This is a genomic window from Luteibacter sp. W1I16 (assembly GCF_050434905.1).
GTDB lineage: Bacteria > Pseudomonadota > Gammaproteobacteria > Xanthomonadales > Rhodanobacteraceae > Luteibacter.
Genome location: NZ_JBNDJJ010000001.1, coordinates 534,821 through 548,790, shown reverse-complemented (window position 1 = coordinate 548,790; position 13,970 = coordinate 534,821). Strand labels below are relative to the sequence as shown.

Genomic DNA, 13,970 nt, shown 5'->3' with positions numbered 1-13,970 from the left:
TTGCAAAACCAGCATAACCGCCTTAACCTAATTGTCTGAGTAATTATCGTGGCGCAGCACATGTCGAACGATGAAACGACCGGCGAGTTGAACAATGATTTCCGTTCGGTGGACGCGGTAACCGGGCAGCCCTTCGGCCCTGCGTTCACTTCGGATGGAATCCCCCAGGTCAGAACCGCCTGCGCGGCAGCCGAAGCAGCCTTCGAGGTTTATCGTACGACAGATGCAGGCGACCGGGCGGCCTTCCTGGAACGCATCGGTGAGGAAATCCTCGCGCTGGGCGACGAATTGATCGAGACGGCCATGCGCGAAAGCGGCTTGCCGCGCGCGCGTATCGAGGGCGAACGCGGCCGTACGGTGGGCCAACTCAGGTTGTTCGCCGGCGTGCTGCGGCGTGGGGACTGGATGGGGCTGCGCATCGATCCCGTTCCAGCGGGCGACCCGCCGTCGCCTCGTGCCGATTTGCGCCTGCGGCGGATTCCTCTGGGTCCGGTCGCCGTGTTCGGCGCGTCGAATTTCCCCTTGGCGTTTTCCACCGCCGGTGGCGATACGGCATCGGCGCTCGCTGCCGGCTGCCCCGTCGTCGTCAAGGGCCATCCCGCGCATCCGGCCACGGGCGCCCTGGTTGCGAAAGCCATCGACAAGGCGGTAAAGGCGAGCGGACTGCCGTCCGGTGTATTCGCGAACCTCACCGGTCCGGGCATCGAACTGGGAGCGGCCCTGGTTTCCGATCCGGCCATCGCAGCTGTCGGATTCACCGGTTCGCGCGCTGGCGGCTTGGCGCTGGTCAGACTGGCGCAAGCGCGAGAGATTCCCATTCCTGTGTTCGCCGAGATGTCGAGCGTCAATCCGGTGCTGCTCTTGCCGGAGGCGCTGCGCGCACGTGGCGAAGCCATCGGCACGGCCTTCGTCGGTTCGTTGACGATGGGCGCCGGACAATTCTGTACCAACCCCGGACTGCTGCTGGCGATCGAAGGGGAAGGGCTGGATGCCTTCGTGTCGGCCGCCAGCCGCGTGGTATCCGAGGCGCGTCCGCAGACCATGCTGACCGCCGCGATCCACCATGCCTACGAGACATCGGTCGAAGTGCTTCGGAAACACAGTGATGTGACGGCTCTGGCGCAAGGGCCGGCCGCCGAAAGCGCGAGCGCCGGACGTGCGGCATTCTTTTCCACGAGCGGTAAAGCGTTTCTCGCCGACAAGGCGCTCGCGCACGAGGTCTTCGGCGCGTCGTCGCTGCTGGTTCGTTGTGCCGACGAAGCCGAACTTCGTGCCGTCGTCGCGGCCTGCGAAGGGCAGCTGACGATGACACTGCAAATGGACGACGGCGATACAGACCTGGCGGCGCGGCTGGTCCCGCTGCTGGAACGGAAGTGTGGACGCGTCGTCGTCAACGGTTGGCCGACCGGCGTTGAAGTGACCCACGCCATGGTGCATGGCGGGCCGTTCCCGGCGACATCCGACGGGCGTTCCACATCGGTCGGCAGCCTCGCCATCGATCGTTTCCTGCGTCCGGTGTCGTACCAGAATTTTCCGCCGGCCTTGCTGCCTGCCGTCCTGCGCGACGATGCGGGCTTGCCACGGCTCGTCAACGGCATTCCGGCCGCCTGATTCTCCGCCTTCGAAAAGAGAGAGGCTCCATGACTTTGCGTCTCCTGCAACATCGTGCCGCGGACGGCGTGCGCTCGGTGATCGCCGCGCGAGGCGGCAGCGCCGCGTTCGTGCCCGGTGTCGACAGCGTTCGCGCACTCGCCAACAAGGCCATCGCCATGGGTACCGATCTTGCGGGCGCTATCGCCGCATGTGGTGCCGGGGCGCCAGTGGATATCGCCGAGGAACTGGCGGCGGGCCGCCTGCTCGCCCCGATCGATCACCCGGACCCGGCGCATCTGTTCATGACCGGCACGGGACTCACCCATCTGGGTTCCGCGGAAGGGCGGGACAAGATGCATCGTGAGGCGGCCGCCGCCGAGAAGCAGACGGATTCGATGCGGATCTTCCTCGAAGGTGTCGCTGGCGGCAAACCCGCGGAAGGGAAGGTCGGCAGCCAGCCAGAATGGTTCTACAAGGGCAACGGCCACGGGCTGGTCGGACCGGGCGCTCCGCTCACGTCGCCCGCGTTCGCGAAAGATGGTGGAGAGGAGCCCGAGCTCGCAGGCATCTACCTCATCGGCGACGACGGCACGCCTTTCCGTCTCGGCGTGTGCCTTGCGAACGAGTTCAGCGACCACATCACCGAGCGGCACAACTACCTCTGGCTGGCGCACTCGAAGCTACGCCAGGCGGCCCTGGGTGCCGAATTGCTCGTCGGCCCACTTCCTGCTGAAATCGAAGGCAAGAGCCGTATCCATCGCGATGGTACGGTCGTGTGGGAAAAGCCGTTCCTCTCCGGGCAAGAGAACATGTCGCACAGCTTCGCGAATCTCGAGGCACATCATTTCAAGTACGAGCTGTTCCGGCAGCCGGGTGATGTCCACGTCCATTTCTTCGGCACGGCGACGCTGTCGTTTTCCGACGGTGTGGTCACCCAACTCGGCGATATGTTCGAGATAGAAGCCGCGCCGTTCGCCTTGCCGCTGCGCAACGCGCTGGCACAGGCACCCGAGCAGCCCGTCGTGGTCAAGGCGCTTTGACGGTGGCTCCCATCCGTATCGCGGTGGTCGGCCTTGGCAAGATCGCCCGCGACCAGCATCTTCCCGCGATCGCGAGCAACGATGACTTTCAGCTCGCGGCGGTGGTCGACCCTGCCGCATCAGGTGTCGAAGGGGTTCCCCGCTTCGACAGCCTCGATGCGATGTTCCGGGATGGGCCGGCCGTCGATGCGGTCGTCCTCTGCACGCCTCCGCAAGTTCGCTACACGCTGGCCAGGGAAGCGCTGAAGAACAACGTCCACGTCTTCCTCGAGAAACCGCCGGGCGCGACGCTGGCCGAAGTCGCGGCGCTCGCACAGCGCGCGGATGCAAGTGGCCTGACGCTGTTCGCCGGCTGGCATTCCCGATATGCCGCCGGCGTGGAGCCGGCGCGCGCCTGGCTCGCCGGGCGAAAGATCGAGAGCGTTTCCATCAGCTGGCGGGAAGACGTTCGCGTCTGGCATCCCGGGCAAGAGTGGATATGGGAAGCCGGCGGGTTGGGCGTATTCGATCCGGGGATCAATGCGCTATCGATCGCCACGTACATACTTCCCAGGGCGTTCATCCTGCGATCCGCGACCTTGTCGATACCCGCGAACCGCGCGGCGCCGATCGCGGCCGACCTGCAGTTCATCGACGGTGACGGCGTGCCAATGTCGATGGATCTCGACTGGCGCCAGACCGGTCCGCAGAGTTGGGATATCGTGGTGGGGACTGATCAGGGTAGGTTGGCGCTTGCCAAGGGTGGCGCCGTGCTGACCTTGCCTGGACGGGATGTGGGTGGGGAAGATCGGGAGTATGCGGGGATGTATTCGCGCTTTGCTTCGCTGGTCCGTTCGCGTAGTTCCGATGTGGATACGGCGCCGTTGCGGCTGGTGGCTGATGCGTTCTTGCTTGGTCGTCGCGAGTCTACCGAGGCATTTCACTGGAGTTCGTGACGACATGAGCAGATAAGGACGAGTCTGCGTCTGTCAGATCACCACTTTCCAGTCACGCAACTCGGTCAACGCCAGGCGCATCAGCAGGTCGCGCAGCGGTGCGGGGTAGAGCACACACGCGTCGTTGACGACGGTGAAGTTCGAACTCATTCATTCGTATCCCATCTTGAGCGCCTGGGCTTGCTCGGCCAACGCATCGAGGGCTTTGTTGCGCTCAGCATCGAGCCGCTCCTTGTACGCAACCACATCCTGATAGCGGACACGACGGTGGGTTCCGATCTTGTGGAAAGGGATCTCGCCACGCTCCAACAACTGCACGAGAAAGGGCCGCGAGACGTGGAGCACGTCGATCTCGATGGCGACTGCCTCATGTGTAGCGTCATCGACGATCGTCAGGCACTTCAATACGCGCCCTTCGGCGGTGCGATCGAAGACGAAATCGATGGACCAGACCTCGTTTGCGGTCGCGGGCCGAAGCAGCGGCTGCCTATCAGCTGGGGGCACCTTTTTCCGCTTCCGCCGGCGCACCTGCAGGTTCGCCTCCTGGTACAGGCGCTCGACTCGTTTGTAATTGACCATCTGACCGGCCTGGCGGAGCTTCAGGTAGATCATGCCGACGCCGTAGCGTTTATGGCGATTGGCCAGCGCGCAGATCATCTCGCGCAGATCGACGTTGGGGTCGGGCCGCGGTTCGTATCGGTAAGCGCTTGCGTTCATGCCGGCGATCGCCAGCGACCGGCGCTCACTCAGTTCCTGGCCGATCAGATAGCGCACCAGCTCGCGCCGGTCCGGTGCGCTCACCATTTTTTTCGCAGAGCTTCCTTGATGACCTCGTTCTCCAGAAGCTGCTCGGCAAGCAGCTTTTTAAGGCGTCCGTTCTCCGACTCCAGGTCCTTCAGCCGCTTGGCCTCGGGCACGCTCATGCCGCCGAACTTGCTTCGCCACAGGTAGTAAGAGGCTTCACTGAAGCCGTGCTTGCGACATAGGTCCTTGACCGGCATGCCTGCCTCGGCCTCGCGCAGGAAGCCGATGATCTGCTCTTCGGAAAAACGCTTCTTCACGTCCAATCTCCTTCTTGTGGGGGATTGAACTTGAAACCGGGGCGCTACTCAAATTTGGGGGGACGTCGGCGATGGCCCCCCCATTTGTCGGTGTTCGGCCCCGCCAAAGGGCGATATCGTCCATGGCCCGTGTCGCCAACGTTGTGATGTTCCATGGTCGTTGATGCTCAGTTGATTGCAGGTTTCGGTATGTGCTGCGGACGCATGGCTGCATCAGAGCCCTCGGGCGGCTACGGTGCTGCCGCGGTCTCCCCGCCCCATCGGCATGCAGCGATTCATGCGGCCATCAACTGGATGGAGGCAGCGTGATGTGGACGGAGATCGACGAATCAAACGAACTGGATGTCACGTTCCAGTTCTTTGGTTATTGGAATAGTGGTCGCATTGGTGATGCGTTGTCCCTGCTTTCCGACACCGTCACCTACGACCGGGTGCCGTTGGCGGCGGTTCGGGGAAGGAGGGAGGTCGAGAGTCTTCTGCGCGGGTTCGGCATCGGTGCGTCATTTACAGTGGCGTGGCAGATCACCAACTTTGCAATCAGCCGGAACGTCGTATTCACCGAGCGTGTGGATGTATACCGTCACGAGTGTGGTGGCGCTATTGTCGTCCCGGTGATGGGAGCCCTTACCGTCGTTCACGATGAAATTACCTCCTGGCGCGACTACTTTGATCACGCGTCATTCGACGAGCAACTTGCAGCGATCCACCGTCGGACGGACGGAAGGTCGCGGCCGTAACCGGCCCAGAACGTAAGCCAGCACGCCGACGTGCGGTAGGATGTGCTTCCGATCGTCCCATGTCCGCACCGGCTAAGCTGGCACTCCCATCCGGCGAATCCGCACGGGCACCGACTTGTAGGAGGGAGTTCCACTGGCCGGGTCGATGTAGTCCAACGGCACCAGCCCGTTGCCCTCGGGGTAGTAGGTGGCCACCGACCCGCGAGAGATGTTGTAGATTACAGCGATCACGCCGGTGAGGCTGCGCGCACTGTGAAGGTCGAACGCGGTCTCAACAACGATGGCGTCGCCTTCGTTGATCCCGCGATCGGCCATGTCCTCGGCATTCATGAACACCACGTCGCGCCGGCCGAAGACGCCACGGTAGCGGTCGTCCATGCCGTAGATGGTGGTGTTGTATTGATCGTGGCTGCGGATGGTAGCGAGCTTCAGGATCGACGTGTCGGCGAGGGTGAGATCTTCGTCCACACCTACGAAGGGAATGAGTTGGGCTTTGCCAGAGGGGGTCTTCCACACCCGCTCCGTTGGAGGAAGGGGCAGACGAAAGCCGCCCGGGACGCGGATGCGCCTATTGAAGTCGGCGAAGTCCGGGAACACCGCTTCGATGCCGTCGCGGATGCGATCGTAGTCCATGATGAGATCCATCCAAGGCACCCGGCTCTGCGGCAGCGTGGCAGCGGCGATGCCGGCCACGATGGCCGGCTCCGAGCGCAAGGATGGCGAAGCCGGCGGGAGCTTCCCGCTTGAGGCATGCACCATCGACATCGAGTCTTCCACGGTCACCGCTTGGATCCCCGTCGCTTGGAGGTCGCGTTCCGTGCGACCCAGGCACGGCAGCAGATAGGTGTTCTTTCCCACGAGCAAGTGGGACCGGTTGAGCTTGGTGCCGATATGCACCGACAACTCCAACCCCTTCATTGCCGGAAAGCAGGCCCCGGCGTCGGGCATGGCCACCGCCACGTTTCCACCCAGGCAAATGAGCGCTTTGGAGCGACCGGCGGCAATCGCTTGGAAGGCGCGCACTGCGTCGTGGCCGTGCGTAGTCGGTGGCTTGAACCCGAATCGCTGCTCGATGCGAGCGAGCAGATCTGCACTTGGCTTCTCGGTGATGCCCACGGAGCGGTCGCCTTGCACATTGGAGTGCCCACGCAACGGGCAGATGCCTGCACCCGGTTTGCCGAAGTTGCCGCGCAGCAGCAACAGGTTCGCCATCTGATGCACATTTTGGGTGCCTGTGCTGTGCTGGGTCATCCCCATGCCGTAGGTGATAATCGTGGCGTTCGATTGCGCATACGCACGGGCGACGTCGCGCAGGGACGCTTCGGGTAACCCGGAGGCGGTTTCGATGGCCAGCCAGGACGTGGTCGCCAAGTCGGCGGCCAAGGCCGGGAAGCCTTCCGTGTGCTCGGCGATGAACGCGTGATCGAGCACGGCCGCCTCTGGCCCCGACGATGCGTCCAGTTCAAACAGCGCTTTCATGATGCCTTTGAGGGCAGCCGCATCGCCACCGACCTTGGGCTGAAGGTAAGTCGAGGCAACGCGCGTCGACGAAAGCGTCGTCATCTCCAGGACATCCTGGGGGTCGGTGAACCGCTCCAGGGAACGTTCCGCCAAGGGATTGAACGCGATGATCGGCACGCCTCGGCGGGACACCTCATGCAATGTGCCCATCATGCGCGGATGGTTCGTGCCTGGATTATGGCCCATGGCGATGATCAGCTCACAGCGATCGAAATCATCCAGGGATACCGTGCCCTTGCCAATGCCAATCGACTGCGGAAGCCCCACGCTGGTGGCTTCGTGGCACATGTTCGAGCAATCAGGGAAGTTATTCGTGCCAAGTTCGCGGGCGAACAGCTGATACAGGAAGGCCGCCTCGTTGGATGCGCGCCCCGAGGTGTAGAACTCAACCTGGTTCGGATCCGCTTGGGCGCGGAGTAGGGCACCGATTTGCGCGACCGCCTCATCCCAACCGATGGCCTCGAAGCGATCCAGATCACTGTTGTAGGTCATCGGCTCGGTCAACCGTCCTTGGTCTTCGAGCTGGTAGTCGCTCCACGTCAGAAGCTCGGCGACGGTATGTTCGGCAAAGAACTGACGCGTCACGCGTTTTTTGGTGGCTTCCCATGTCACCGCCTTGGCGCCGTTTTCGCAAAACTGAAAGGTCGAGGTGTGGTTCTTATCTGGCCAAGCGCATCCTGGGCAGTCAAAGCCGTCCGGCTTGTTCGTGTGGTAGAGGGTGATCGGCGCCTGAGCCCCCATCATCTGCTCGGCCACGGCCTTCGCGGTTGCTTTCAATGCCCCCCAGCCACCCGCTGGCTGGCTGTAGGGACGGATGCCGGGGATGGGCTTATCGGCCATGTTCGTGTCCTTCCACAGGGTGCGCAGGGGCTGCAGGGCGGATCCGGCTCACCATGCCTCGTCGGTGCCCCCGGGTGATGCACCGCCGCCAGGACGTCGCCGGGCGGGGTGTGCTTTGTGTTGCAATCCATCTCCGTCGAATGAGGCGACATAGGCAAGCCGTGGCCGGGTGCCACCACGGCTTGCCCGGATGCAGGACGGTCAATCGTGAGGGTTGGCCATGTAGAGGTCGTATTCGTATTTGTTGATGGTGCCGTCGTGGTCAAGGTCGGCGTCGGTGAAATGCGACTTGAGGCCCTTCAACTTGGGATACTTCTTTTCATCGAGCTTGTTGATTTCGTCGCGGCTCAGCATCTCTTTGCCCTCAGCGATGGAGGCAAACGGCGGATACTTCGCGCTGCCATCGGCGAAGGCGGCAGAGGACAACAGGGTTGCGGTGGCCATCGCTGCGGCCAGAACCAGGGGGCGTGCGGATTTCATGGAACCTCCTCGGTAAACCCGGCCGCGCGGCCGATGGCCAAACGCGGGCAGGGCAGTGACGGCACGCTCAACGCGTCCTGTGGCTCGCTCTTGCCACAGCAACCGTGGAAAGTGCCACGGGACCCACGGGACCCGCCGTCGTTGGGTGGCCAACGGCCAGTTTTCCCGTAGATCGGACCTTGCGTGATGCAGGGAATTGATGTCGCTCCGCCACTTGCCGCGATGACGACGCGTGCTCGGTGCGTCGGAATGCCCCCGTCAGGGCAGGGCGTGTGTGGCCGCCTCTTCAATCAGCTTGGACACTTCTTGCGGGTGGGACTGATAGACCGAATGGCTCGCACCTTGCACCTCGATGGTGTGGCTGTTGGCGCGCTTGGCATACATGCGCTCCAAGTCCGGGTTGATGATGCGGTCGGCCGTAGCCACGGCATACCAGCTGGGCTTGGACTTCCAGGCGGGCGCCCCTGCGGGCGCGGCAAATACCGAGGCCGCGGTGAGTCCTTGAGCGTTCGCTTCAAAGCGCGACTGGCTGATGGGCAGATCTGCGGCGAAATCCGCCGGATATTTGGCCGGGTCGAGGTATAAGAAGCCGTCGGCCGTCTTCTTGATGTCGGACGTTTGGCTGGTCAAGCTGGGAAATCGCTTGCCATTACCAACTTCGGTCTCGCCTTGGTCGAGCGCGTGAGCGGCGATGTAAACCAAACCGACGACTTTGGGGTCGTTGCCAACCTCTGTGATGATCGCTCCGCCGTAGCTGTGACCGACCAGGATGGTTGGGCCGTCCTGCATGTCGACGATGCGCTTCACGGCTGTTACATCGTCTTGAAACGAGGTCAGTGGATGTTCGGCGACGGAAACGCGGTAGCCCTGCTTCACGAGAAGGTCGTAAACCGGCTTCCACCCGCTGCCGTTCACCCAGGCCCCATGAACGAGCACGATGTTGGTCACCTTTTCTGCGGCGAATACCGGTCCAGTCATGCCGGCAGCCAAGGCCACGGCGAGCGAAGCCGCAAGGCGAGATGCACGAATCATGGGAGATCTCCGTTCGTAAAGCCGTTGAAAGAGTCAGTCCGTGAGTCTCCCGTTCGCGAGAGATCGCCGGAATGACGCGGGTCCGGTCACAGCATCCGAGGTGAGAGTCGCAACTCGCTGGCGAGTCAATCCGGTTTGATGTCGTCGCCGGAGAGAATGCCGCGCTTGATGGCGATGCTCACTGCATGGGCGCGGTTATGTGCACCCAGCTTGTCCAAAATGTTCGAGACGTGATCCTTGACGGTTCCCGCTGAGATGCCGAGCTGTTCGGCGATCGCGCGATTCCCGATGCCTTCGGAAATGCCCTGCAGCACCGCAATCTCACGGGGCGTCAGTGTTTCGTCGGAAAAGTGCTGCGCCATCTGGGTAGCGACGGACGGGGTGACTCGCCGGTGACCCCCAAAGGCAGCGCGCAGGGTCGCAATGAGTTCCTCGCGGATCGCGCCTTTCAACAGATAACCAATCGCCCCCGCCGACAGCGCCATGCGCGCATGCATGTCGCCAGAGTAGGTTGTCAAGACGATGATCCGCGCGTCGGGATCGTGCTTACGAATGAGTCGGATGGCTTCGGCGCCGCCCATGTCAGGCATTTGCAAGTCCATGAGGACCAAGTCGGGACAGGTCCGCAGGAACTCTTCCACTGCCATGCGACCCGTGGCCGCTTCGGCACATACCACCATGTCGCCTTCGTAACCAATCATCGCGGCAACGCCATGGCGCAGCGCAGGATGGTCGTCGGCAACGAGTATCCGGATGGGACGATCGCTGGTGGCGTCGGTGTCCATGGCGGTCCGGAGAGGGGGCAAGGCAGACTGGGGCGAGTGTAGCTGCACGTCAATCAGAGTCCATAGTAGGCACGACGGTGCCAGGTTAGCGGGGTTACGTAAGCATGCGCTTTGAAGACCCGGCTAAAATGCGACTGGTCTTTGAATCCGCACATGAGAGCGACGTCGGCAATGCTGCACGGCTCGGTCGAAAGGAGCTTCATCGCACGCTCGACGCGCTGCGTTTGAATCCACCGATGGGGCGGCACGCCGTAGGTCTGCTTAAATGCCCGGCAAAAGTGGCCCCGCGACAGCGCACACGCTTCGGCCATCCGCACCGTCGACAGTCCAGCTTCCATGTGTTCTTCAACCAACTGTTCCACCCGGCGCGTCTGCCACGAGGCCAAGCCACCGGAATGCCCCGTGCGCGCCATCCGGGGAGGGGAGAGTTCGTCGAGTGCCAGCTGCATGTAACGGAGCGCGTCTGGGGCCATCCAGTCGGCGTCGACCAGCGCGGCAGATAGGACCTCGATGAGGGCGCACCCTGCCGTGGAGCCCGCTGCCGACAGCCCCGAGCCTCCCAGCGTAGGCGCGGTTGCGCGATCTGGGAATGGCCGGGATGTGATCGCATCGATCGTCATGGAGAGGGCTCCGGGGCGCGTTTCATCAATCTAGCCCCTCTACGACCGACATGAACCCGCCACCTGCGGGTCGGTTGCCCCCCCTAAATGGCAGGGTCGACTCAGGTGCATCGAGACTATCGGACTGCCCTGCGCGGCGTAATACTGTCACGAAGCCGTCACCACCCAGCGACGGCGATCCGCTCCCAGGACTTCCTCCCCATGGTCGGCTCCAACCGTTCGGCGCAACATCGATGGCCCCACCGCATTTGTGTCCCGGCCTTGGCCTGGCTGATGGTCTGGCCCCTGTTAGCCTGGGCAGATGAGGCGCCGACGTTGGGGCATTTCCAACACACCTCGTTCAGCAAGCGCGAGGGGGCGCCTAGCGACATCGGCGCGTTTGCTCAAACCTCAGACGGCTTCCTCTGGGTCGCTGGCGCACGGGGCATCACCCGGTTCGACGGGTATACCTTTGAACCGTTCGTGCCCGCACCCGGAGAGGCGCTCGCAGCAACGCAAGTGGACATGCTCTTTGCGCCCAAGGCGGGCGGCCTGTGGCTTGGGTTTAGCGGCCCCGCCGTCGATTTCCTCAAAGATGGTCATCTGACGCATTTTGGCCCCGCCCAGGGCATCGGGCTTGGGCCGCGGCGCTTTGCGGAAGGACCCGATGGCGCCATCTGGAGCTTTTCCCAAGCGGGCGCTCAGGTATTCCGCAGAGGGCAGTGGACGACCGTCCTCACCCCGCCCGACGGCACCGATTTCAAGACGGGCGCCTTTGGCCCCGACGGTAAACTGTGGATTGGGAGCAATCGGGGGATCTACCTTCTCGATAAGGGCGGGGAACCGCCTCGACTGGTTCGCGAAGGATTGGTCGTGATGCAGTTGGCGATGGACAGCAAGGGCATTCTCTATGCCCGAACGCATGACAGAAAGATCTATCGGTTCAAGGCCACGGATGGGCTCCCACCGGTGGAGATGCCCGCAGTAGAGGGAGTGACGAACCTTTTGGTCGACCGGAGCGACAACCTTTGGGCGCCGTCCGGGAAAAGTGGCATTCAGTTCCTTGCCGATGGTGCGGCATCTGTGGAGACCTTTGGGCCTGGGGCGGGGTTGAGCGGAGAATCCGCGTGGCCCGCAGCGACAGACCGGGAAGGCAATATATGGGTGGGAACGGAAGCGGGCATCGACCGCTTTCGTTACGCGGTGTTCTCATCGCTATCGCTGCCGCATGGCATCCATGAACTGGCGGTCATGCCAGTGTCCGATGGTGAAGCCTGGATTGGCAGCGAGAGTCACAACATCATTCATGTATCCGGGCACACACAAGTGGAGACAGAAGTCCCACCCTTCGCTCTGGCGCTGTCGCGCAGTCCCGTGAACGGGACCGTGCATGCCGTGGCGACGAAGGGGGTCTGGCAACTCTCGCCGGGGCCCGTTCGAGTCGTTGCCCCCCTTGAAGGCAGGAACCTCCCGCTCGCAAACGCGATAGCGCAGGGCTCGGACGGGCGCATCTGGATCGCTCCCGCATCGCATCGTCAGCCCATTCGTGCGTGGAACGGCAGCGACTGGACAACATACGCGGCCTTGCCGCCATCGCGCAGCATCGCGGCAGGAGCGGACGGCACGGTTTGGCTGGCTTCTCGCGAACCCAATGAGCTGGTCAATACCGATGGGAAGCGTACACAGTGGTTTGGAGCGGTCGATGGGGTGGGTGTCGGTATGGTCAGCGCCATCTGGCCGGCTCGACACGAAACGTGGGTTGGTGGAAGTCTTGGGCTTGCACGATCTGAAGGAAAGCGGTTCGTCCAGATGCGCGTATCCCACGCCGACGTGTCCGATGTCACGGGACTGGTCCTCGATGCCGAGGGCACGATGTGGGTCCAGACGCTCGCCGCCGTCTTCCGCATTTCAGCCGCGGAACTAGAGCGTTTCCGAAAAGATGCCACCTATGCGCCACAGAGCCGCCGTCTTGACAGCAGTGACGGCGTGCCGGGGTCGCCCGACCCGGATCGCGCACTACCGACCGTCAAGCTTGGCGACGACGGCCGGGTCTGGATCCAAACCGCCTCGGGCGCGGCGTGGCTCGATCCTCATCATCTGCCCACAAATCGCGTTCCACCGATCGTTCATATGGATGCGGTGGTGAACAACGAGCGGACCTTTCCTATCATCGATGGGGTGGTCACGCTCCCGCAAGAGGTGCGCACCTTCCACATCGACTATACCGCGCCGATGCTCGCGGTTCCTGAGCGGGGGCACTTCTCGTATCGCCTGACCGGCATCGACGCAGAATGGCAGGACGCGGGACAGGGCCGGCGTGCGGTGTATACCAACTTGCCCGCCGGCAACTACCGGTTCGCTGCGATGGCGTGGAATGAAGACGGCGTCCCAGCCGAGCGGGCTGGCGTGATCCGGATACGCCTCTTGCCTCGATTCTATGAGACGTGGTGGTTTCGAGCCCTGGCGGTGGTAGCCCTGCTTGCGGCGCTTTGGTGGCTTTACCTGCGCCGCCTGCAAAAAATAACGGGCGCGATGCGTATCCGAGTGGAAGAACGCGAAGCGATCGCCCGTGACTTGCATGACACCTTACTGCAATCGGTGCAGGGAACGGCACTGCGCCTCGACGTGTTGTCGCGACGGCTCCGAAATGCCGCGTTTGATCGGTCGGCAGCGGCTGACGAACTCATGCAGCTGGCGGTGGATACCGATGCCGCGACGGCCGAAGCCAGGGAAAAGGTGCAAACGCTGCGAAGTCGGGCGGCAGAGGCCGAGGATCAAATTGGGGCAATGCTGGGCGCAGCCATGAGCATTGCGCGCCAACACCACGGCCGAGTCGCACTCACCGTGATGGGCCGCCCACGCCGGCTTCGCGTCGGACCGGAAGAAGAGCTTCGGATGATGCTCGGCGAAGCCGTGTCGAATGCGTTCCGTCATGGAGAGAGCAAAACCGTGACCATCACGCTGCGTTATGGGCTGTTCCAGTTCTCGGCAACCATCCGCGATCAAGGCAAGGGCTTTGACGTGAAGGCCTTTGGTCGAAACGGCAAAGACGGGCACTGGGGGATCCAAGGGATGCGCGAGCGGGCCCATCGTCTGGGGGGCAGCCTGCGCTTGCGCAACATGCGCACCGGGGGCATTGAGGTGCTTTTCCGCGCCATCGCGGGAAAGCTCTACGTGCCTCGGCGCCATCAGCACTGACCACCCGAGCAAGCGGGCGTCTCGCTAGGGTGTCTAGCCGATTTGTCGCGCAATCGCCGAATTTGCGCTTTCGATCAGTTTTATCTGCTGGATGGATGTGCAGACCGCGTTCTTCAGCGTAGGGTGAATTCATCGCAAGCAACGTCCTC

11 protein-coding genes and 1 pseudogene are annotated in these 13,970 nt (G+C 62.9%); 5 read left to right on the top strand and 7 right to left on the bottom strand.

The window, feature by feature from the left end:
- Positions 1–60: 60 nt before the first annotated feature.
- From QFZ41_RS02435 to QFZ41_RS02425, 3 genes are read left to right on the top strand one after another with little or no spacing between them, the layout of a single operon-like run.
- A complete protein-coding gene (locus tag QFZ41_RS02435) occupies positions 61–1,611 on the top strand; it encodes an aldehyde dehydrogenase (NADP(+)) (protein ID WP_429197297.1) in 1,551 nt (516 codons plus the stop codon).
- Between the two features lie 29 nt (positions 1,612–1,640).
- A complete protein-coding gene (gene araD1 / locus QFZ41_RS02430; RefSeq protein WP_429197296.1) occupies positions 1,641–2,633 on the top strand; it encodes an AraD1 family protein in 993 nt (330 codons plus the stop codon).
- 2 nt (positions 2,634–2,635) lie between these two features.
- On the top strand, positions 2,636–3,568 hold the full coding sequence (locus QFZ41_RS02425; RefSeq protein ID WP_429197295.1) for a Gfo/Idh/MocA family protein: 933 nt from the start codon (positions 2,636–2,638) through the stop codon (positions 3,566–3,568).
- Between the two features lie 150 nt (positions 3,569–3,718).
- Here the strand turns inward: QFZ41_RS02425 and QFZ41_RS02420 are convergent, their stop codons facing one another.
- Both QFZ41_RS02420 and QFZ41_RS02415 read right to left on the bottom strand, forming a co-directional pair.
- Positions 3,719–3,886 (bottom strand): excisionase family DNA-binding protein, encoded by a 168-nt coding sequence (locus QFZ41_RS02420; protein ID WP_429200168.1) that lies wholly within the window; start codon positions 3,884–3,886, stop codon positions 3,719–3,721.
- Positions 3,887–3,913: 27 nt separating this feature from the next.
- Positions 3,914–4,569: pseudogene (locus QFZ41_RS02415) on the bottom strand (transposase); the annotation flags it as partial.
- A gap of 368 nt (positions 4,570–4,937) precedes the next feature.
- On the opposite strand from QFZ41_RS02415, the gene QFZ41_RS02410 reads away from it, so the two are divergent.
- Positions 4,938–5,366, top strand: a complete 429-nt coding sequence (locus tag QFZ41_RS02410; RefSeq protein ID WP_429197294.1) for a limonene-1,2-epoxide hydrolase family protein — start codon at positions 4,938–4,940, stop codon at positions 5,364–5,366.
- A 72-nt stretch (positions 5,367–5,438) separates the two neighbouring features.
- On the opposite strand, the gene QFZ41_RS02405 is transcribed toward QFZ41_RS02410, so the two are convergent.
- The 5 genes from QFZ41_RS02405 to QFZ41_RS02385 all read right to left on the bottom strand — a co-directional run bounded on the left by QFZ41_RS02405 (position 5,439) and on the right by QFZ41_RS02385 (position 10,644).
- Complete coding sequence (locus QFZ41_RS02405) at positions 5,439–7,727, bottom strand: FdhF/YdeP family oxidoreductase (RefSeq protein ID WP_429197293.1); 2,289 nt, start codon at positions 7,725–7,727, stop codon at positions 5,439–5,441.
- A gap of 201 nt (positions 7,728–7,928) precedes the next feature.
- Positions 7,929–8,207 carry a hypothetical protein gene (locus tag QFZ41_RS02400; protein ID WP_429197292.1) on the bottom strand — a complete coding sequence of 93 codons (279 nt, stop codon included), beginning with the start codon at positions 8,205–8,207 and terminating at the stop codon, positions 7,929–7,931.
- A 258-nt stretch (positions 8,208–8,465) separates the two neighbouring features.
- A complete protein-coding gene (locus tag QFZ41_RS02395) occupies positions 8,466–9,239 on the bottom strand; it encodes an alpha/beta hydrolase (protein WP_429197291.1) in 774 nt (257 codons plus the stop codon).
- Between the two features lie 125 nt (positions 9,240–9,364).
- The gene (locus QFZ41_RS02390; RefSeq protein WP_429197290.1) at positions 9,365–10,024 is read right to left on the bottom strand and encodes a response regulator; all 660 of its coding nucleotides are present in this window, start codon (positions 10,022–10,024) and stop codon (positions 9,365–9,367) included.
- A 53-nt stretch (positions 10,025–10,077) separates the two neighbouring features.
- Positions 10,078–10,644, bottom strand: coding sequence for a helix-turn-helix domain-containing protein (locus tag QFZ41_RS02385; RefSeq protein ID WP_429197289.1), 567 nt, complete (start codon positions 10,642–10,644; stop codon positions 10,078–10,080).
- A gap of 201 nt (positions 10,645–10,845) precedes the next feature.
- On the opposite strand from QFZ41_RS02385, the gene QFZ41_RS02380 reads away from it, so the two are divergent.
- Positions 10,846–13,821, top strand: a complete 2,976-nt coding sequence (locus QFZ41_RS02380; RefSeq protein ID WP_429197288.1) for a sensor histidine kinase — start codon at positions 10,846–10,848, stop codon at positions 13,819–13,821.
- Positions 13,822–13,970 lie beyond the last annotated feature (149 nt).